The organism is Kribbella sp. NPDC050820, assembly GCF_040653975.1.
Taxonomy (GTDB): Bacteria; Actinomycetota; Actinomycetes; order Propionibacteriales; family Kribbellaceae; genus Kribbella.
Window position 1 is genome coordinate 1 of sequence record NZ_JBFAHB010000116.1, and the last position, 20,216, is coordinate 20,216.

14 protein-coding genes are annotated in these 20,216 nt (G+C 69.9%); 9 read left to right on the forward strand and 5 right to left on the reverse strand.

The window, feature by feature from the left end:
- Positions 1-113 precede the first annotated feature (113 nt).
- Positions 114-896: an alpha/beta hydrolase gene (locus AB0H36_RS45665; RefSeq protein WP_360538041.1), complete on the reverse strand. Its 783-nt coding sequence runs from the start codon at positions 894-896 to the stop codon at positions 114-116.
- A 262-nt stretch (positions 897-1,158) separates the two neighbouring features.
- Here AB0H36_RS45665 and AB0H36_RS45670 point away from each other — a divergent pair, with 262 nt between their 5' ends.
- Positions 1,159-3,459, forward strand: coding sequence for a M4 family metallopeptidase (locus AB0H36_RS45670; protein WP_360538043.1), 2,301 nt, complete (start codon positions 1,159-1,161; stop codon positions 3,457-3,459).
- Here the strand turns inward: AB0H36_RS45670 and AB0H36_RS45675 are convergent, their stop codons facing one another.
- Positions 3,460-4,728 (reverse strand): RNA polymerase sigma factor, encoded by a 1,269-nt coding sequence (locus AB0H36_RS45675; protein WP_360538045.1) that lies wholly within the window; start codon positions 4,726-4,728, stop codon positions 3,460-3,462. It abuts the gene before it with no gap.
- A gap of 76 nt (positions 4,729-4,804) precedes the next feature.
- Between AB0H36_RS45675 and AB0H36_RS45680 the strand changes: the two genes are divergently transcribed.
- From AB0H36_RS45680 to AB0H36_RS45690, 3 genes are all read left to right on the forward strand, one after another.
- Positions 4,805-7,813 (forward strand): glycine--tRNA ligase, encoded by a 3,009-nt coding sequence (locus tag AB0H36_RS45680; RefSeq protein WP_360538047.1) that lies wholly within the window; start codon positions 4,805-4,807, stop codon positions 7,811-7,813.
- 116 nt (positions 7,814-7,929) lie between these two features.
- A complete protein-coding gene (locus AB0H36_RS45685; RefSeq protein ID WP_360538049.1) occupies positions 7,930-8,604 on the forward strand; it encodes a response regulator transcription factor in 675 nt (224 codons plus the stop codon).
- A complete protein-coding gene (locus AB0H36_RS45690) occupies positions 8,597-10,069 on the forward strand; it encodes a HAMP domain-containing sensor histidine kinase (RefSeq protein WP_360538051.1) in 1,473 nt (490 codons plus the stop codon). The genes AB0H36_RS45685 and AB0H36_RS45690 overlap by 8 nt, the downstream gene beginning before the upstream one ends.
- Here the strand turns inward: AB0H36_RS45690 and AB0H36_RS45695 are convergent.
- A complete protein-coding gene (locus tag AB0H36_RS45695) occupies positions 10,053-11,045 on the reverse strand; it encodes a GDSL-type esterase/lipase family protein (protein ID WP_360538053.1) in 993 nt (330 codons plus the stop codon). The two genes, AB0H36_RS45690 and AB0H36_RS45695, sit on opposite strands and share 17 nt — an antisense overlap.
- The gene (locus tag AB0H36_RS45700; RefSeq protein ID WP_360538055.1) at positions 11,042-11,755 is read right to left on the reverse strand and encodes a GntR family transcriptional regulator; all 714 of its coding nucleotides are present in this window, start codon (positions 11,753-11,755) and stop codon (positions 11,042-11,044) included. The genes AB0H36_RS45695 and AB0H36_RS45700 overlap by 4 nt, the downstream gene beginning before the upstream one ends.
- 118 nt (positions 11,756-11,873) lie before the next feature.
- Here AB0H36_RS45700 and AB0H36_RS45705 point away from each other — a divergent pair, with 118 nt between their 5' ends.
- The 3 genes from AB0H36_RS45705 (at position 11,874) to AB0H36_RS45715 (ending at position 16,236) form a co-directional block, all read left to right on the forward strand.
- Positions 11,874-12,932, forward strand: a complete 1,059-nt coding sequence (locus tag AB0H36_RS45705) for an isocitrate/isopropylmalate dehydrogenase family protein (protein WP_360538057.1) — start codon at positions 11,874-11,876, stop codon at positions 12,930-12,932.
- Positions 12,929-15,439: an aconitate hydratase AcnA gene (acnA, locus tag AB0H36_RS45710; protein WP_360538059.1), complete on the forward strand. Its 2,511-nt coding sequence runs from the start codon at positions 12,929-12,931 to the stop codon at positions 15,437-15,439. Before AB0H36_RS45705 ends, acnA begins: the two co-directional genes overlap by 4 nt.
- A 74-nt stretch (positions 15,440-15,513) precedes the next feature.
- Positions 15,514-16,236, forward strand: coding sequence for a VIT1/CCC1 transporter family protein (locus tag AB0H36_RS45715; protein WP_360538061.1), 723 nt, complete (start codon positions 15,514-15,516; stop codon positions 16,234-16,236).
- A 36-nt stretch (positions 16,237-16,272) separates the two neighbouring features.
- Here the strand turns inward: AB0H36_RS45715 and AB0H36_RS45720 are convergent, their stop codons facing one another.
- Positions 16,273-17,478 (reverse strand): transposase, encoded by a 1,206-nt coding sequence (locus AB0H36_RS45720; RefSeq protein WP_360538067.1) that lies wholly within the window; start codon positions 17,476-17,478, stop codon positions 16,273-16,275.
- A gap of 115 nt (positions 17,479-17,593) precedes the next feature.
- Here AB0H36_RS45720 and AB0H36_RS45725 point away from each other — a divergent pair, with 115 nt between their 5' ends.
- The gene (locus AB0H36_RS45725; protein WP_360538063.1) at positions 17,594-19,513 is read left to right on the forward strand and encodes an FAD-binding protein; all 1,920 of its coding nucleotides are present in this window, start codon (positions 17,594-17,596) and stop codon (positions 19,511-19,513) included.
- 10 nt (positions 19,514-19,523) lie between these two features.
- The gene (locus tag AB0H36_RS45730) at positions 19,524-20,102 is read left to right on the forward strand and encodes a Chromate resistance protein ChrB (RefSeq protein WP_360538065.1); all 579 of its coding nucleotides are present in this window, start codon (positions 19,524-19,526) and stop codon (positions 20,100-20,102) included.
- Positions 20,103-20,216: the final 114 nt, after the last annotated feature.

Consider the following 20,216-nt stretch of genomic DNA (forward strand, 5'->3'; position numbering starts at 1 on the left):
CTCCTGCGGCTGGTACTCGGCCTGCGGCTGCGGCTGGTATTCGGCGGCTGGCTGCTGGTACTCCGCGACCGGCTGCTGACCCGGACCACCTGGTCCGGGCGCCCCTGCTGTTTTCAGCGCAGGAAGCCGGCGATCACCGGTGCGATGGCCGACGCCTTGATGACGTGGTTCTGACCGGGCACTTCCTCATGCTTCGCACCCGGTACGGCGGCCGCGAGCGCCCGCACCGAGGTCTTCATCCAGCCCGGGCTCTTGCCGCCGTTGACGACCAGGACCGGCTGGTCGATGCTCGCCCACTGCGATGCGTCCAGCGGCTGCCCGAAGCAGTTCTCGCCGAGCATCGCCGCGTCGTACGGTAGGGTGTTTGCGACCGCCTTCATGCCTTTCCAGCCCGGCATCAGCTTCATCAGCGCGACCACGAACCCGGGCAGCCCGATGCCCTTGGTCATGAAGTACTTCACCGCGTCGCCCGGACCGAGCGCCCCCAGGTCGGACACCCAGGTCCGCGGGATCGGCTTGCGGCTGTCGTCCACGACGTACGGCGGCTCGAACGCGACCAACCGCGTGATCGGCAGCCCGGCCTCGGCAGCCCGGAGCGCCAGTGCCGCGCCCGACGACGTGCCGTAGACGTACGCCGATCCGCCGGCCGCCTCGATCACGGCAGCCAGGTCCTCGATCTCGCGCTCGATGTCGTACTCGGCCTGGTCGCCGCTGTCGCCGCGGCCACGCCGGTCGTAGTTGTAGACGGTGAACCCGGACGCCAGTTGCTCGGCCAGCTCCGGCATCGGGCCCTGAGCTCGGCTGCACAGCGCGCCGTCGACCAGTACCAGTGCGGGGCCGTCGCCACGCCGGTCGTAGGCGATCGTCGTACCGTCCTTCGAGACAACAGTGTTCATAGTCGAATCCTCCCGCGTCGTGGCTTGGCCTCACCAACGCGTCGAACATCGGTGGCGAAAATCGACCGCTGTGTAGGAAGACCCGTGCCGAGTGTGACTTAGGCCACAATAAGGTCGCGCAGCGCGTCTGTCAGATGACAGTCTGCAGTCAGTACAAGCGTCCGCCCCCGCTTGTCGCCTCGCATGGGCGGACGTTCCGGCTGGGGACGGGCTTGGGGCCCTCGTGACGTTCCCGGCGCCTGACGGAACTGGGAGGAACCCCGTGAAAGTACGCACCTGGCTGGCCGGCCTTGCCGCCGGCGCAGTCGCACTGACGCTCACCTCACCCGGGCTCGCGAACAGCGCCCCGCCGGATCCGGTGGCCCAGAGCCCCGAGGTCCGCAAGCTCGACGGCCCGGCGGGCGGTGGCGCCGGCCTGGTCGCCAAGCGCGACTCGCTCGGCCGCGCGCACTCGATCCGGCCCGCGACCCCGCTGAAGGCGCCGGCGTCGGTGGCGTCGAAGGCCGCCCGGTCGGCGACCAGCAAGCCCGACTCGCTGGCGGTCGCCAAGGCCCAGGTCGCCACGGTCGCGCCGTACTTCGGCGCCCGCCCCGCGGACCTGGTCGCCGCCACCAGCACGCTGACCGAGTACGGCTCGCAGACCCGCTTCCAGCAGACCGTCGACGGCGTCCCGGTGTACGGCGGCGAGATCGTCACCAACCTCGACAAGGCCGGCTCGCTCGAGTCCGCCAACGGCGAGGTCACCCTGGCCACGTACGGCACTTTCCCCGCCGCCGACAAGGTGGACGCGGCCAAGGCGGCCGCCACGGGTTCCGCCGTACAGGCTGTGGCGCAGCGGGCGAAAGTCGACGCCGGCAAGCTGTCGTCCGAGTTGATCGGTCCGCGCTGGTTCGACCTCGGCCTGATGTCCCGCCAGCCCGGTTCGGTCGCCATCCCGGTCTACATGTTCGAGGTCCACGGCCCTGGTGACGTGCGTTGGCAGGCGATGGTGCACGCCTCGGCCGGCAAGGCGCTGCTCGCCTGGAACCTGAACGAGAACATCAACCGCGTCGTCTGCGACGCGAACCGGGCGATCATCGAGACCGGTTACGAGGACGTTCGCTGCGGCACGGTGTTCCAGCCGACCCGGGTCGAGGGCGGTCCGCCGTCGACCGTCACCGACGTCAACCAGGTGTTCGAGTTCTTCGGCGACACCTCGGACACCTACGCCGCGCTCGGCACCGACCTGACCGAGCTGATCGGCGTGGACTACGGCGACGGCCTCGGCAAGGCGCTGCGCGGCACCGTCCGGGTGTGCGTCGAGGGCGGCTGCCCGTTCGCGAACGCGTTCTGGAACGGCGAGCAGATGGCCTTCGGCGAGGGCGTGAGCACCGCCGACGTGACCGGCCACGAGCTGACCCACGGCGTCACCCAGCACACCTCCGGCCTGGCCTACCTGTGGGAGGCGGGCGCGATCAACGAGGCGTTCTCCGACATCCTGGGCGAGTTCGTCGACCTGACCAACGGGTCGGCCGACGACATCCCGGCGAACCGCTGGCAGATCGGCGAGGGCTCCAGCCTGGGCGTGATCCGGAGCATGTCCGACCCGACCCGGTACAACGATCCGGACCGGATGCGCAGCGCGAAGTGGTTCGACGACACGTTCTTCCAGGACAACGGTGGCGTGCACAGCAACTCCGGAGTGGCGAACAAGGCGGCGTACCTGATCGCGGACGGCGGCGCGTTCAACGGCCAGAAGCTGCTCGGCATCGGCCTGGCCCGCTCCGAGGTGCTGTGGCACGAGACCCAGAAGGTGCTCACCACCGGCGCCGACTACGGCGACCTGGCCGAGGGGCTGCGGGCGACCTGCGCCAAGCTCGCCAAGAAGAGGAAGTCGGGTATGACCAAGGCCGACTGCGCCGAGGTCGAACTGGCCGTCAAGGCCACCGAGATGGACTTCGAGCCGACGATCGGCAAGCCGGCTCAGGCGCCGGTCTGTGACACCAACGGTGCGAAGGCCAAGAACCTGTTCAGGACCAGCTTCGCCGAGTACCCCGACGGCAAGGTGGTCCGGGACGAGGGCTGGGTGCTGGGCAAGGCCGAGGGCCTGGACGGTTCGCTGGTCGACACGTCGTACTCCCTCGACGGCGACGACTCGATGCTCGGCGTGGCGACCGACCCGGAGGGCTCGATCAGCCTGCAGACCGCGAACGGGACGAAGATCAAGAAGGCGAAGACGTACCTGCGCTTCACGCACGCGTACAACTTCTACAACGTGTTCGTCATCTTCGGCGTCCGCACCGGCGCCGCCACCCTGGAGTACTCCGACAACGGTGGCGCGACCTGGAAGGACAGCGCGGGGCTGAGCTGGGTCAACGGCCCGACCGTCGACGAGAACTTCGCCGACGAGCCGGCTGCCTGGCACGGCAACTCGGGCGGCTGGGAGACCAGCCGGCTGGACCTGACCGAGTTCCAGGGCAAGCAGCTCAAGTTCCGCTGGACCGAGCACGGCAAGGACTTCGCCGACCTGATCCCGGCGAACTGGTGGCTCGACAACGCCGCCGTCTACACCTGCTCCAAGTAGTCAGCAGGCCGCGGCGCGTTCCAGCAGGAGCGTGCGTTCGCGTTCGTTGCGAGTGAGTGCGGCGGCCTTCTCGAACTCGGCTCGGGCCTCGTCGAGCCGGCCGAGTTTGAAGAGGAGGTCGCCGCGCACACTCGGCAGCAGGTGGTAGTCCTTCAGTGACGGCTCGTCCGCGAGCGCGTCGACGGCCTCGAGCCCGCGCTCGGGGCCGAACGCCATCGAGATCGCGACCGCCTGGTTCAGCTCGACCACCGGTGACGGAGTGACCTGCGCGAGTACGGCGTACAGGCCGGCGATCCGTGCCCAGTCGGTGTCGTCGGGGTCGGCCGCGCGGGCGTGGCAGGCGGCGATTGCGGCCTGCAGCAGGTACGGCCCGGGCGGTTTGTCCAGCGCCCAGGCCCGGTCGAGTCCTTCGAGACCGCGGCGGATCAGCAGGCGGTCCCAGCGCCGGCGGTCCTGGTCGAGCAGCAGGACGGGTTCGCCGTCCGGGCCGATCCGGGCGTTGGCGCGCGAGGACTGGAGCTCCATCAGCGCGAGCAGGCCGTGGACCTCGGGCTCCTGCGGCATCAGCTCGGCCAGCAGCCGCCCGAGGCGCATCGCCTCGTTGCAGAGCGCCGGCCGCATCCAGTCGTCACCCGCGGTCGCCGAGTAGCCCTCGTTGTAGATCAGGTAGACGACCTCGAGCACGGACGTGAGCCGCTCGAGCAGGTCGTCACCGGACGGCACCTCGAACTCGACGCCCGCCTTGGCCAGGTTGCGCTTGGCCCGGACGATCCGCTGGGCGATCGTCGCCTCCGGCGCGAGGAACGCGCGGGCGATCTCGTCGGTCTTCAGGCCGCCGAGCAGCTTCAGCGTCAGCGTCACCCGGGCGTCCATGGTCAGCACCGGGTGGCAGGCGGTGAACACCAGCCGGAGCAGGTCGTCTTCGATGTGGTCCTCGAGGATCGCCTCGACCTGGTCTTCGACGCTGTCCTCCACTCCATTGCTGTCGATCTCGAGCTCGTGGCCCATCTCGGCGAGCTTGCGCTGGTAGGTCTCCTTGCGCCGGATCAGGTCGATCGCGCGCCGCTTGGCGATCGCCATCAGCCAGGCGCCGGGGTTGTTCGGCACACCGGACTCCGGCCACTGCTCCAGCGCCGCCACCAGCGCGTCCTGGGCCAGCTCCTCGGCCAGGCCGACGTCCCGCACGATCCGGGCCACCCCGGCGATGATCCGGGCCGACTCGATCCGCCAGACCGCGTCAACGGCCCCATGAGCCTCCACAACCGTCACGCGCCGATAGTAGTCCGGCCACTCGCCGTCGGCGGGGGCCGAATAGACTTCCTCCCGATACCCCTCGGAAGAACGCTTGAGGTTTGTTGTGCTCACCATGCAGGACGCGCTGCTGGCGCTGACGAAGTACTGGACCGACCGCGGGTGCATGGTCGTGCAGCCGTTCAACACCGAGGTCGGCGCCGGAACGCTGAACCCGGCGACGATCCTGCGGGTGCTCGGTCCCGAGCCGTGGCGGGTCGCCTACGTCGAGCCGAGTGTCCGGCCCGACGACAGCCGGTACGGCGAGAACCCGAACCGCCTGCAGACGCACACCCAGTTCCAGGTGGTGCTCAAGCCGGACCCGGGCAACCCGCAGGAGCTGTTCCTGAACAGCCTGACCGCGCTCGGGATCGACATCGACGCGCACGACGTCCGGTTCGTCGAGGACAACTGGGCCAACCCGGCGACCGGCTCCTGGGGGCTGGGCTGGGAGGTCTGGCTGGACGGCCTGGAGATCACCCAGTTCACCTACTTCCAGCAGGCCGGCGGGATGACGCTGGACCCGGTGTCGGTGGAGATCACCTACGGCATCGAGCGGATCATGATGGCGCTGCAGGGCGTCTCGCACTTCAAGGACATCGACTACGCCCCCGGCATCTCGTACGGCGAGGCGTTCGGCCAGGCCGAGTACGAGATGAGCCGGTACTACCTCGACGACGCCGACGTCGAGAGCCAGAAGCGGCTGTTCGAGGAGTACGCGAGCGAGGCCCGCCGGATGCTCGACGCGCGGCTGCCGGTGCCCGCGCACGTGATGGTGCTGCGCTGCTCGCACACCTTCAACGTGCTCGACGCCCGCGGCGCGGTGAGTACGACGGAGCGCGCCAAGGCCTTCGGCCGGATGCGTGGGCTGGCCCGTGAGGTGGCTCAGCTGTGGGCCGAGCGCCGTACCGAGCTCGAGCACCCGCTGGGGATCGCCGAGCTGCCCGCGGCGGCGCCGGAGCCGACCGAGTTCCCGGTCAGCACCGGGACGCGTCAGCTGACGTTCGAGATCGGCACCGAGGAGATGCCGCCGTCGGAGGTCACCAAGACCGCCGAGGCGGTCCGGACCGCGCTGACCGAGAAGCTGGCCGCGACCCGGCTGCGCCACGGCGACATCACGGCGTACGCGACGCCTCGCCGGGTGGTTGCGTTCGTGACGAGCGTCCAGTCCGGTGAGCCGGACGCGGAGCGGGTGGTCCGCGGCCCGCGGAAGTCGGCTGCGTACGACGCCGACGGCAACGTCACCAAGGCCGCCGAAGGATTCGCCCGCGGCCAGGGTGTCGACGTCAGCGAGCTGCACGACCTGGACGTCGACGGCGTCGAGTACGTCGCGGTGACCAAGCCCGACCCGGGTCGCGGCGCGGCCGAGGTGCTGAGTGGCGTGCTGAGCGAGATCGTCAGCGGCCTGCGCTCGGACAAGAACATGCGGTGGAACGACGCCAAGCTGTCGTTCACCCGGCCGGTCCGCTGGCTGGTCGCGTTGCTCGGCGACCAGGTGGTGCCCGTCTCGGTGTCGTCGCTGGCCGCCGGCCGGACGACGCGAGTGCACCGGACCGCGGCGCAGCCGCAGGTGGAGATCGCGGCCGCCGAGGGGTACCTGGACCTGCTCCGGATCCACGGCATCGAGGCCGACCCGGCTCGTCGCCGGTCCCAGATCGTCGAGGCCGCGCAGGAGCTGGCCAAGGGCGTCGGCGGCGTGATCGACGTCGAGGGTGAGTCCGCGCTGATCGACCAGATCGTCAACCTGGTCGAGGAGCCGACCGCGATCCTGGGCGGATTCTCCGCCGACTACCTGACCCTGCCGGGCGAGATCCTGACCACCGTGATGCGCAAGCACCAGCGGTACCTGCCGGTGCGGGACGGCGACGGCAAGCTGCTGCCGTACTTCGTTGCCGTCGCCAACGGTTCGGTCGACGAGGACGTCGTCCGCGGTGGCAATGAGGCGGTGCTGCGGGCGCGCTACGAGGACGCCGCGTTCTTCTGGCGGGCCGACCTGGAGACGCCGCTGGAGACGATGAAGGGCGAGCTGGAGAAGCTGGCCTTCGAGGAGCGGCTCGGCTCGATGGCCGACCGCGCGTCCCGGATCGGCCGGATCGCGACCTCGCTGGCCGCGGTCGTGGGGCTGGACGGCGACGACCTGACCACGCTGCAGCGGGCAGCCGAGCTGGCGAAGTTCGACCTCGGCTCGCAGATGGTCGTGGAGCTGACCAGCCTGGCCGGCACGATGGCCCGCGAGTACGCGCAGCGCGCTGGTGAGACCGAGGCCGTGGCGCAGGCGCTCTACGACATGGAGCTGCCGCGCTCCGCCGGTGACCCGGTGCCGTCGACCACGCCGGGTGCGCTGCTCGCGCTGGCCGACCGGTTCGACCTGCTGGCCGGCCTGTTCGGCATCGGCGCGAAGCCGACCGGTAGCTCCGACCCGTTCGCGCTGCGGCGTGCGGCCGCCGGTGTGGTCGCGATCCTGCGCGAGCACCCGGAGCTGAAGGCGATCACCCTCGCCACCGGTCTGCAGGCCGCCGCCGCGGAGATCGGTGCCCAGGGCATCGACGTGCCGGCGGACTCGCTCGACGAGGTCGCCGAGTTCACCGTGCGGCGGTACGAGCAGCAGCTGATCGATCGCGGCGACGACCACCACCAGGTGGCCGCGGTGTTGCCGCTGGCAACGGCTCCGGCGGTCGCGGACGAGACATTGGCCGCGCTGCAGGAGTTGGTCACCAGCACGGACTTCGCCGACCTGGTCGCCGTCCTGCAGCGGGTGCGCCGGATCGTCCCGGAGGGCACGGAGGCGTCGTACGACGCGGGCAAGCTCACGGAGCCGGCTGAGGTCGTCCTGCACGAGGCAGTGCAGAAGGTCGGCCAGGCGCCGACCGCGCTGGCCGACTTCGCCACCGCAGCGTCGGTCCTGGTCGAGCCGGTCACCACGTTCTTCGACGAGATCCTGGTGATGGCCGAGGACCCGGACCTGCGGGCCGCGCGGCTCGGGCTGCTGGCGACGATCAGCTCGCTGGCCGCTCCGGTGCTCGACTGGCAGGCGCTGGGCACCAGCCTCAGCCCCGCTGAGTGAGTGCGCTGACCGCGCGGTGAATCCGGTCGGGTCGAGGACGTCGTTCGAGCCGACCGAGCCTGAAGCTTCCTGAAGTGTTCTTCAGGGTGGCCTGAGTCGCGTGCAACCCTCGTGCCGTGCGACTACTGATGGTGGAGGACGAGCGGCGACTCGCGGCGGCGGTGAGGTGGGGGCTGGAGTCTCACGGCTTCGTCGTCGACGTCGTCCACAGCGGACCCGAGGCGCTCTGGGCGGCCGAGGAGAACGAGTACGCCGCGATCATTCTCGACGTGATGCTGCCCGGCCTGAACGGCTACAAGGTGTGCGAGACGCTCCGGCAGACCGGCAACACCACCCCGATCATGATGCTGACCGCGAAGGACGGCGAGTACGACGAAGCCGAAGGACTCGACACCGGCGCGGACGACTACCTCACCAAGCCGTTCTCGTACGTCGTTCTGGTCGCGCGACTGCGAGCGTTGCTCCGCCGGGGTGGTGCGCCGGCGACTCCGCTCGAGATCGGCGACCTGGTGATCGACCCGGCGGCCCGGTCCTGCCGGCGGGGTGACCGGTCGATCGAGCTGACCGCGCGCGAGTTCGCCGTACTGGAGTGCCTGGCCCGGCGGCGGGACGTGGTGGTGACGAAGCGGGAGATCCTCGAACAGGTCTGGGACGCCAACTACGACGGCGAGGTCAATGTGGTCGAGGTCCACGTCAGCGCCCTGCGCCGCAAGATCGACCACCCCTTCGGCCGCCGCTCCCTGCAAACCGTCCGAGGCATGGGCTACCGCCTGACCGGCCGCCATGCGTAACCGCCTCTCGACAGCAGCCCGCGTCACCGTGGTCGCCGGCCTGATCGGCACCTTGCTCGCCGCCGGCTTCGCCTTCTGGCTCCGGCACGAGGTCTACGAGTCGCGGTACCGCGTGACCGAGCGCGTCGCGGAGGAGGCCAGGTTCCGGATCTTCAACAACGCGTGGACGAATCGGACCCTGACGGATCAGGCCAACGGCTTCATGCTCCACCCGACCTACGAGATCGTCGACAGTTCGGGCCGGATCATCGAGTCGACCGGTGAGCTGCGCGCCTATCAACAGACCGGCTCGGTCGCACCGGTTCCGCCGCGCCGGGACACCTTCGAGATGGACAGCCTGGAGGTCACTTTCGGCGAGTACGACCCGAGCCGGGACGGCTGCGTCGGGCTCCGGCTCGAGGACCACAAACGCTGTGAGTACGCGAAACGGCTGGCGGGCCGGCGCATCAAGGTCTTCCGCAGGTACGACCCGACGGCCTTCCTGCTGCAGCATGCCAGGCGGGTCGAAGGCGACGCACCGACCACGTCGATCGCGGTGTTCGTGCTGCCGTTCGAGGCTGAGGATGCGGTGGGGGAGGTCGACCGGGTGTTGCGGTGGGCGTTGCCGGCGGGGGTGTTGCTGATCATGGTCGGGGCGTACGTCGCGACGCGGGCGGCGTTGCGGCCGGTGGAGCGGATGCGGGGGAGGGCGGCGGCGATCAGTGAGCGGAACCTGCACGAGCGGGTGCCGGTGCCGGGGACGCGGGACGTGGTGGCCCGGTTGGCGTCGACGTTGAACGACACGTTGGGGAGGTTGGAGTCCGCGGCGGACCGGCAGCGCGGGTTCGTCGCGGACGCCGCCCACGAGTTGCGCAGCCCGATCGCCAGTCTGCGGGCGACGCTCGAAGTGGCCGCCGAGCACCCGGATCGCGCGGACTGGCAGCAGGTGGTGCGGACCGCCGCCGACGAGACGCGCCGCCTGCAGGAGCTGGCCGACGACCTCCTGCTGGTCGCCCGCCTGGACGCGCAAGCAGACGTACCCAAAACGACCGTCGACCTGGCTGAGCTAGTACGTCGGCACCTGGCCAGGCGGCTCGACGACGAGGGTCCGGCACTCGTGCTTGAGTCCATCGAGGAGGCACCGGTGCTGGGCAACGAACAGCATTTGGATCGCCTGGTACGCAACCTGGTCGACAATGCGACCCAGCATGCGGCCGGGCAGGTCGTCGTACGCATCCTCGGAGCGCCTACCGAGGCCGTGCTGCAGGTCGACGACGATGGGCCAGGGATTCCGGAGGCCGACCGGGAGTGGGTGTTCGAGCGGTTCACCCGGCTGGACGAGTCGCGCAGCCGGGACGCGGGCGGCGTCGGGCTGGGACTCGCGATCGCGCGCGAGATCGCCGTACGCCACGGCGGCACGCTGACCCTCGGCGAGTCACCGGCCGGCGGCGTCCGCGCGACGCTGGTGCTCAGGCGTCCAGCGTGAGCAACGCAGCGAGCCGCTGGCCGATCAGGCGGTAGCCCTCCGGACCCGGGTGTACGTCGTCGACGTACAACGCCAGCGCTTCGTCCGCGGTGAGGATCGTGCGCCCGTCGATGATCTGAACCGCCGGATCCGTCTGGGCGCCGAGCTCCACACAAGCGCGTACGTCGTCCAGCGTGAGCCCGACCGCATTGGGTTTGCCTTCGAGGTGTGGGGCGACGAGCGGCGTGATCACGACGATCGGCGTCTTCGGATGGCCGTCGCGGACGGTCGCCACGAAGGCCTGGACCTGGCCGGGCAATGTGCGGCCGCTGTAGGTCTCGCCGCCGTAGATGTTGATGCCGAGGCACAGCGAGATCAGCCGTGCAGGGATGTCCCGGATCGTCCGCGCCGCGATCGGATCGAGATGGCACTCGCCGGCGAACCCGAGCGCGACCAGGTCCCAGCCGTGCTTGCGCGCGACCACCGCGGGCCAGGTCTCCGACGGTCCGAAGGCGCCCGTGCACTGCGTGATCGAGCTGCCGTAGGTGACCCACCGCGGTCCGGTCGGCGCGAGGGGCTCGGCCGCGCTGTCGAAGGTGAGGCCTCGGACCGCGATCACACCTGAGTGCGGGAGCCAGAGCTCGACCTCGACCGGACGGCCCGGCAGGTCGGCCACCAGGCGCTGCTCGCCGTCCCGGACCTCGAGGCGCTGGTGCAGTTCGCCGTCGACCAGCACGTCGAGCGGGCCGAGCACCGAGTAGATGCCGAGGCTCGCGCGGATCTCCAGGCTGACCGAGGAGGCCGCCGTACGCCAGGAGGCCCGGACGCCGGCGGGTGTCGCGGCGCGCTCCCACAGCCGGTGACCGGGGCGATCCGGGGACCCGGTCCAGTCGATCATCCGGAAGTCGCGACCGCGCGGGTCCAGCCGCCAGTACGTCGTCCAGCCGTCCGCGTCGGCCTCGCGGTGCTGGTACCCGGACCACAAGGCGTCACTCATGTTCGTCCTCCTCGGATGCCCCGGAGTGACCGGGCGACGGGTTGTGCGGCGGCGGACGTGAGGCGGGCGACCGCGCGCGCACCGAGGCTGGCGTCGACGTGGGCGAGCATGACCGCGGCGGCCGTCTTGGCGTCCCCGGCCGCGATCGCGCCGACCAGTGCGAGGTGCTCGGCGTGGGTGCGGTCCAGGTCCTCCTCGGTCCGGCCGTCCTCGAGAGCAAGCCTGCGGTACCGGTCCGCCTTGTCCCACAACCCGTCCAGGGTCTGGACCAGCAACTGGTTGTGCGACGCGGTGTAGATCGCGACGTGGAAGCGCCGATGGGTCGCCAGCTCGGCCGGCCCGGGGTCGCTGTGCAACGGCAGCAGCTCGTCCGCCGTCTGCCGGATCAGCTCGAGATCCTGCCGGGTACGGCGCTCCGCCGCGAGGCCGGCCGCCAGCGGGTCCAGCGAACGCCGGATCTCGATCAGGTCGCGCGCCTCCTCCGCGGTCAGCCGGGTGACGCGGGCGTCCCGATGTGCGTCCAGCTCGACGAGGCCCTCGGTCATCAACCGGCGCAGTGCTTCGCGTAGAGGCGTGGTGCTGATGCCGAGCTCACGGGCGAGCGCGGCCTGCTGGATGACGGCGCCCGGGACGAGGTCGCCACGCAGGAGTTGCGCGCGGACGAGCTCGTACGCGGTCTCGGCCTTGGTCGCCAGCTTCGCCTCGGTCACGGGCGCGCACCTCCACGGTTATAACAGCGTCACGGCAGAGATTACCTCAAGACCAGGCTTCGAGACGATCTCGGCGGGAGGTTGACGCAGAAGGTTATAACGACTCACACTCGTGGCCATGGCAGACGAGTACAGGCTGGGAGTGTTGTCCGGTGACGGCATCGGGCCGGAGATCGTGCCCGCGACCGTCCAGGTCCTCGACGCCGCCGTGGCTGCTGCCGGTGGTGCGCCGATCGAGTGGGTCCCGCTCCCGGTCGGCGCCGAGGCGATCGAGACGCACGGCAGCGCGCTGCCGCCGATCACGCTGGAGACACTCGAGCGGCTCGACGGCTGGCTCCTCGGTCCGCACGACAGCGCGTCGTACCCGGAGGAGCACCGCGTTCAGCTGAACCCGAGCGGGTTCCTGCGCAAGCACTACGACCTGTTCGCGAACATCCGCCCGGCGGAGGCCTTCGAGGGGACGCCGGCGCTGGTGCCGGGGCTCGACCTGGTCGTCGTCCGGGAGAACACCGAGGGCTTCTACGCCGACCGCAGCACGTACCGCGGCACCGGTGAGTACATGCCGACCGCCGACGTGGCGATCGCGATGGGAATCTTCACGCGGCCCGCGATCGAGCGGATCGCACGGCAGGCCTTCGAGCTCGCGATGCGGCGCCGCAAACACCTGACGATCGTGCACAAGGCGAACGTGTTGCGGCTGACCACCGGCTTCTTCCGCGACATCTGCCGCGAGATCGCTGCCGACTATCCCGAGGTGCGGGTCGACGACTTCCACATCGACGCGATGACCGTTCACCTCGTCCGGCACGGCGCCGACTTCGACGTGCTCGTCACCGAGAACATGTTCGGCGACATCCTGTCCGACCTGGCCGGCGAGCTGGCTGGGTCGCTCGGGATCGCGCCGTCGATCAACGCGTCCCACCAGCGCGCGATGGCGCAGGCCGCGCACGGCTCGGCGCCCGACATCGCCGGCCGCAACCTGGCCAACCCGACTGCGATGATCGCGTCCGGCGCGATGCTGCTCGACTGGCTCGGCTCCCGGCGGGCCGCCGTACTGGTTGATGAAGGTCTCCGCGCGGCCGTCGCGAGTGGCGTCCGTACGGCGGACCTCGGCGGCACGGCGGGAACAGCCGAGTTCACCGACGCGGTCGTCGCGTCGATCAACGAGCTGACGTGAACGGGCACCGCATCCAGCCGCTGCGAGGGATCGCGCCGGACCACCTGCCGCGCACCTTGCGCATCATGCTCGAGAACGCGCTCCGGCATGGCACGGCGAGCGACGTACTGCGGGACTGGATGCCCGGCGCGGCCGGCGAGCTGGAGGTGCACCCGTCGCGGGTGTTCCTGCACGACACGAACGGCGTACCCGTGCTCGTCGACCTGGCCGCGATGCGCGAGGCGATGGTGGCCCAGGGCAAGAATCCGGCGCTGGTCGACCCGGTGATCCCGGCCGAGCTGGTGGTCGACCACTCGGTGATCGCGGACGTCTTCGGACGGCCGGACGCGATGCAGGTGAACGTGGCGCTGGAGTACGAGCGCAACGCCGAGCGGTTCCGGTTCCTGCGCTGGGGACAGCAGACGTTCCGGCAGCTGAAGGTGGTGCCGCCGGGCGCCGGGATCATGCATCAGATCAACCTGGAGCACCTGGCCCGAGTGGTCGAGGAACGCGACGGCTGGCTGTTCCCGGATCTGTGCCTGGGCACGGACTCGCACACCACGATGGTCAACGGGCTCGGCGTGCTCGGCTGGGGGATCGGCGGGATCGAGGCCGAGGCGGCAATGCTCGGGCAGTCGGTGTCGATGGTGCTGCCGAAGGTGGTCGGCGTACGGCTGAGTGGTTCGCTTCCGGTCGGGACGACGGCGACCGACCTGGTGCTGACGATCACCGAGACGTTGCGGGCGCACGGTGTGGTCGGGAAGCTGGTCGAGTTCGGTGGGCCGGCGCTGGCCGAGCTTCCGGTGCCGGATCGGGCGACGATCGCGAACATGAGCCCGGAGTTCGGCTCGACTGCGGCGTACTTCCCGATCGACCAGCGCACGCTGGACTATCTGCTCTTCACGGGACGGACCGCTGAGAAGGTCGGCCTGGTCGAGGAGTACGCGCGGGAGCAGGGGTTGTGGCACGAGCCGTCGGCGGAGCTCTTGTACGACGAGTACGTCGACGTCGACCTGAGTCGTGTGGTCCCGTCGATCGCCGGGCCCCGCCGACCGCAGCAGCGCACGTCGCTTGCTGAGGCGAAGCGGTCCGTCGAGGAAGAGCTGCCGCCAGGTCCGCGAACCCCCAGCGCCCCGGCGGCCGCCGGGGGATGGGCGGTCGGGCACGGCGCTGTGGTTGTTGCTGCGATCACCTCCTGCACGAACACGTCCAATCCGGCGGTGATGGTCGCGGCCGGACTGCTTGCCCGCAACGCGGTCGAGCGTGGTCTCACCAGCAAGCCGTGGGTGAAGACGACGCTGTCCCCGGGGTCGCGGGTGGTGATGGACTACCTCGGCGATGCGGGACTCACGCCGCACCTGGAGAAGCTCGGGTTCCACCTGGCCGGCTTCGGCTGCATGACGTGTATCGGCGCGTCAGGTGCACTGATTGACGAAGTGGGACAGGCGGTCCGCGAGCAGGATCTGACCGTCGCGGCCGTGCTCTCCGGCAACCGGAACTTCGAGGGGCGGATCCAGCCGGACGTGCGGCTCAACTACCTCGCGTCACCGCCACTCGTGATCGCTTACGCGCTGGCCGGCCGGATGGACATCGACCTGCTCACCGAACCACTCGGGGTCGACGACCGCGGTCAGCCGATCTACCTGGCCGACCTCTGGCCGAGCCCGGCCGACATCGACGAGGTGATCGGTCAGACGCTCAAGCCTGAGCTGTTCAACACTGTGTACGACGACTTGTTCGCCGGTGACGAGCGGTGGCGGCGGCTCGCTGCGCCCGCAGGGGAGACGTTTGCTTGGGGCGACTCGACGTACCTGCAGCGACCGCCGTACTTCGACCAGCCGCCCGCGCCAGGCCCGTTGACCGGAGCGCGCGCGTTGGTGCGGCTGGGGGACTCGGTGACGACGGATCACATCTCGCCTGCGGGTGCGATCCCGCCGGACAGCGTGGCCGGGCGCTACCTCCAGGGGCTCGGGGTGACGCAGCTGAACACCTATGCGTCGCGACGAGGCAACCACCTGGTGATGATGCGCGGTGCCTTCGGCAACGTTCGGCTGCGCAACCAGCTTGCCCAGGGCGCCGAAGGACCTGTGACGCCCGGGCCGGACGGCGTACTGACGTCGATCTTCGCTGCCGCCGAGGCGTACCGCGCGGCCGGGGTGCCGATCGTGGTTGTCGCAGGCAAGGAGTACGGGACGGGATCGTCGCGGGACTGGGCTGCGAAGGGGCCGGCGCTGCTCGGGGTGCGGGCGGTGCTCGCGCAGTCCTTCGAGCGGATCCACCGGTCGAACCTGGTCGGGCTCGGCATCCTGCCGCTCGAGTTCCTGCCGGGCGAGGGCGACGACCTCACCGGCGCGGAGCCGATCGACATCTCGCTCGGCGCGGAGGGGTTCGCGACCGCGACGTCGGCCGGCAAGTCGTACCGGTTGAAGATCCGGCTCGACACCCCGCGGGAGGCCGACTACTACCGCCACGGCGGAGTTCTGCCCTACGTGCTGCAGCGCCTGACCGTTGCCGGGTCAGGAAAGTAACGGGTAGACTGATGTAACAGGTGATGCATTTTAACGAAGGTTACGCTCACCTAACCCGCGGAAGGAACTTCTGAATGACCGCGTCAGTAGCGGAAGTAGAGCCCCCCGAGATCCACCACTCCCACCGCGACGTCACCGGAGGCTGGCTGCGGCCGGCGACCTTCGGCGTGATGGACGGCCTGGTGTCGAACTTCGCCCTCGTCGCCGGTGTCGTCGGCGGTGGCGCGTCCGGCAAGGTCGTGATCATCACCGGACTCGCCGGCCTGGTCGCCGGCGCCTGCTCGATGGCGTCCGGTGAGTTCACCTCGGTCTCGTCGCAGACCGAACTGATGAAGGCCGAGATCGAGGTGGAGCGGCGCGAGCTGCGGATCCACCCCGAGGAGGAAGAGCGCGAGCTCGCCATGATGTACGAGGCGAAGGGCCTGCGTCCCGAGCTCGCCGCGGAGGTGGCTCGTGAGCTGACCAGCGATCCGTTGGTCGCGCTCGACGTCCACGTCCGCGAAGAGCTCGGCGTCGACCCCAACGACCTGCCGTCCCCGTGGCTGGCCGCCGGCTCGTCGCTCGCCGCGTTCGCGGTCGGCGCCGTGATCCCCTTGCTCCCGTTCATCTTCGGCGCCATCAGCGTCTGGCCGGCGCTGCTCCTCAGCGCACTCGGCCTGGTCGTCACCGGCGGCATCGTCGGCAAGATCACCGCCCGCCCCTTCTGGTACGGCGGCGGCCGCCAACTACTCCTGGGCGGCCTGTCAGCCGCAGTCACCTTCGTGATCGGCCTGGCAGTAGGTACCGGATTGTCTTGACGTCCTCCCCGCCCGAAGGGGCGGGGATTCCAACTACTACCCGGAGGCAGTGTGTTGAGGTTCACGCTTCGGCGAGACCCGTGCCGGCGTCTCTCTGCGTGCGCTGACGGCCCGTCCGGCCGCGATATTGACCGCCGCGTTCACGTCGGCGTTCGCATGATGTCCGCAGGCTGTGCACCGGAAGACCGCTTGGCTCTCGCGGTTGTCCGGCGCGCAGTGCCCGCAAACGCTGCAGGTCTGCGACGTGTACGCAGGTCTGACCTTTTCTACTCGCCCCACGGCCTTCTCTTCGAGACGTCTGACGAGCAGGCCCCAGCCGTTGGCCAGAACGCCGCGGTTGAGTCCGGCCTTGGCGCGCCGACGGTTGGGCAGGTAGCCACCTGGTCGGTTCGGATCAGGCTTCGCCTTGGGTCGTCTGGTCATCTGGGCGATCCGCAGGTCCTCCACGCGAATGGTCTCGAAGCGACGAGCAAGGTCCGTGCTGGTCTTCTCCACGCAGTCTCTGCGCCGGTCGCCGGCACGGGCCTGCAGCTTCGCGATCGCAGCCTTCAATCGCCGGCCACGGCTGGAACCGCGACGGCACCTGGACAGGCGGCGTTGCAGGTCTTTCATGCGGGAGTATTCGGTCCCGGACAGACCGGGACAGGTCAGGAGCTCTCCGGTGGAGAGGGCGGCCGAGACGGTGACGCCGCGATCCACACCGACGACCTCAGTGGTGCCGGGCGCGGGAATCGGTGGCGGGATCGCGGCGAACGCGAGGTGCCATCGGCCTACCCGATCGCGGGTCACCCGGTAGGACCTCGCGTCGGGAACAGGGCGCGACAGCCGGAAACGCACCCAGCCGACCTTGGGCACGTTGACCTTGGCCCACTTCCGGTTCAGCTTCATCACCCGGCACGCCTGGCGGCCGACGATGCGGAAGCCTTCGTGCAGCCCGGATTTGCGCCATGTCGGGCGCTGGTGGGTTCTGCCGTGGAAGTTCCTGACGGCCTGGTCGAAGTCCCGCAGCGCCTGCTGCTGCACGGTTTGCGACCCTCTCCGCAGCCAGCCGAACGAGGCCCGTGCGTCGGTGAGTTGCCGAGCCTGCTCGACGTACCGAGGCGTTGGCCCTTTGTCGCGGGTCCACATCGACCACTGCTCAAGGGCCAGGTTCCACACGTACCGAGCATGGCGGCACTGCTCCAGCAACGCAGTTTCCTGCGTGGGAGTCGGGGACAGTCGGAACCGAGCCATGGAAGCCATCCAAACAGCCGGGACGGACAGTCCCAGTTTCCGAAGGGAGGGAGTCGTGGCATCTCCCCGTCCTGAAGACCCTGGATTCCCCGCGACGAGTCCGCTGACAGGTGGGAGTTGGCCGGTGCGTGTCGCGGCTTTGATCAAGCAGGTGCCCAAGGGTGATCACAGTGGGCGCCTGGATGCGGATGGGCGGCTCGAGCGGGCCGGGGCGGTCACGGAGATGAATCCGTGGTGCCGCCGGGCGGTTGCTCAGGCTGTTCGGCTGGCGCGGGAGTCGGGTGGTCGCAGCACGGCGATCACGATGGGGCCTCCGGTGGCGGCTGACGTGCTGCGTGAGGCGCTGGCGTGGGGTGTCGATGACGCCGTACACCTCAGTGATCCGGCGCTGGCCGGGTCGGACTGCCTGGTCACGGCTCGCGCGCTGGCTGCCACCATCGCGGTGCTCGACGAACGTCCCGACCTGATCCTGGTTGGGGCCAGCTCCGTCGACGGCAGCACTGGCGCAGTTGGCGCGATGCTCGCCGAGCTGCTCGGCCTGCCCTTCACCGGCCCCGTCCTCACTCTCGAACCCTCCGGCACCACGCTCCACACCACCGTCCAGCACGACACCGGCACGGAGATGGTCGCCGTACAACTGCCCGCCGTAGTAGCCATCGCCGAGCGCTCCTGCGATCCCTGCAAGGCGCCCCCGGAAACCTGGTCCACCGACCACAGCATCCGCGGTGTGAAGGTCGCAGACCTGGGCCCCGGCAGCTGGGGCCTCGCCGGCAGCCCCACCAAGGTCGCCAACGTCCACCCAGCGCCCCTCACCCGAGACCCCATCATCTTCCGAGGCCGCCCCCAAACCCAGGTAACCCGAGCCATAACAGAACTCCTGTCCCGCGGCTGCTTCGAACCCCAGCCGCCCCGCCCCGCCGAGCCAGTCCCGGACCCGGCAGCCGAGCCAGTTCAGGACGCGGTCGCCGAGGTGGTCCCGGTCGGGGTGGCGCCCCGCGCCCAGCACCGGCCGGCGCCCACCGGCGCGTCTACATCCGCCACCACTTGTACCTCCGCCACCACCGGTGGCGCCTCCGTGACTTCCCCCGGCGAGCGGCCCGCAGGGCCGCGAGGCTGCTGTGAGGTGGTCGTGTTGGTGGGGTCTGGGCCCGAGGCTGGGACCCAGGCGTTGCTGGGGGCTGCGGCGGCGTTGGCGGCTGAGGTTGGTGGGTTTGTGACTGCGGTGCGGACGGCGGAGAGCACCGGGGAGCTTGTGCGGTGGGGTGCGGACTGTGTTGTGACGCTCAGCGGGGATGAGCCTCGGCCGGTGGTGGAGGGCCTGGCGAAGTGGATGGCTGGGCGCGACACGTGGGCCGTGCTGGGGGCCGCGCTGCCTTGGGACCGGGAGGTACTGGCCCGGTTGGCGGTGGCTACGGGTGCCGGATTGATGTCTGACTTGGTGAGTCTCAGGGTGAGCGGCGGCCGGCTGTCCGGGTTGAAGCCGTCGGGTGGCGGCACCCTGGCTGAGATCGTCAGCCACGGCTCCCCGCAGATTGCAACGATCCGGACCGGCTTGCTGCCACTGCGGACCCCACGAGCCGCCCGCCGGATCGACGAGCACACCCTCCACGTCGCCGACGATCCAGGAGTACGACGGGCCGAGCGTCGTACTGGAAACGAAGGGGACGCGCTGGATCGGGCCGACGTGGTGATCGGGGTCGGGCGGGGAGTTTCGCCGGACGCCTACCCCGAGCTCGAACCCATGCGCCTGCTGCTGAACGCCGAGCTCGCCGCGACCCGCAAGGTGACCGACCAGGGCTGGCTGCCACACGGCCGCCAGCTCGGGATCACCGGGCGGAGCGTCGCGCCGCGGATGTACTTCGCCGTCGGCCTGTCCGGCAACCTGAACCACCTGGCCGGCGCGAGCCGGGCCGGGACCGTGCTGGCCATCAACACCGACCCGGCCGCGGAGGTCTTCGCGCACTGTGACGTCGGGCTGGTCGCGGACTGGCGGGAGGTGATACCGCAACTGGTGGAAGGTCTGCGCGCTCGGGGGAGCGGATAACCTGTGCGGCATGGCGACGACCCGACGGACCAAGGCTGCGGTGAACGGCTCCGAAGCCTGGCTGCTGCTGATCTACAAGGTGCCCAGCGACTCGTCGCGGGCGCGGGTGGCGGTCTGGCGGGAGCTGAAGCGGCTCGGCGGGTTCTACGTCCAGCAGGCGGTGTGCGTGCTGCCGGACCGCGACGAGTTGCGGGCCGGGATGGAGAAGGTGCGGGAGCGGGTCGCCGAGCTCGGCGGGTCGAGTGTGTTCCTCACCCTCACCGACGTCGACGAGGACGCGCGGACGCAGTTCGTGGAGGGCTTCCGGAGCCAGTCCGCGAAGGAGTACGCCGAGATCGTCGAGGAGTGCGACACCAAGTTCGTCAAGGAGATCGAGTTCGAGCGGTTCCGGGAGAACTACACGTTCGAGGAGGCCGAGGAGATCCGCCAGGACCTGGAGAAGCTGCGCCGCTGGCTGGCGAAGGTCGAGGGTCGCGACTGGATGGATGCCGACGGCAAGGAACTGGCCCGCACCAAGGTCGCCGACTGCGAACGCCTGCTGGAGGAGTTCGAGGCCGACGTCTACGAACGCACCGAGGGAAAGGTGTAGGTCGTGTCTGGCAATTCCCCGCCTACTGCGCGGCACTCGGCACGGCACCTCGCCGCACTGGCCCGAAGGCCACGATGCTCCGCATCGAGACCTCCGTTCCAGCACGCCGATGCA

Excerpts from the sequence above, each read along its gene's own strand:
- AB0H36_RS45695 (WP_360538053.1), bottom strand. The coding sequence starts at position 11,045 with ATGAGTGACGCCTTGTGGTCCGGGTACCAGCACCGCGAGGCCGACGCG.
- AB0H36_RS45665 (WP_360538041.1), bottom strand. The coding sequence starts at position 896 with ATGAACACTGTTGTCTCGAAGGACGGTACGACGATCGCCTACGACCGG.
- AB0H36_RS45720 (WP_360538067.1), bottom strand. The coding sequence starts at position 17,478 with ATGGCTTCCATGGCTCGGTTCCGACTGTCCCCGACTCCCACGCAGGAA.
- AB0H36_RS45715 (WP_360538061.1), top strand. The coding sequence starts at position 15,514 with ATGACCGCGTCAGTAGCGGAAGTAGAGCCCCCCGAGATCCACCACTCC.
- AB0H36_RS45730 (WP_360538065.1), top strand. The coding sequence starts at position 19,524 with ATGGCGACGACCCGACGGACCAAGGCTGCGGTGAACGGCTCCGAAGCC.
- AB0H36_RS45690 (WP_360538051.1), top strand. The coding sequence starts at position 8,597 with ATGCGTAACCGCCTCTCGACAGCAGCCCGCGTCACCGTGGTCGCCGGC.
- AB0H36_RS45705 (WP_360538057.1), top strand. The coding sequence starts at position 11,874 with ATGGCAGACGAGTACAGGCTGGGAGTGTTGTCCGGTGACGGCATCGGG.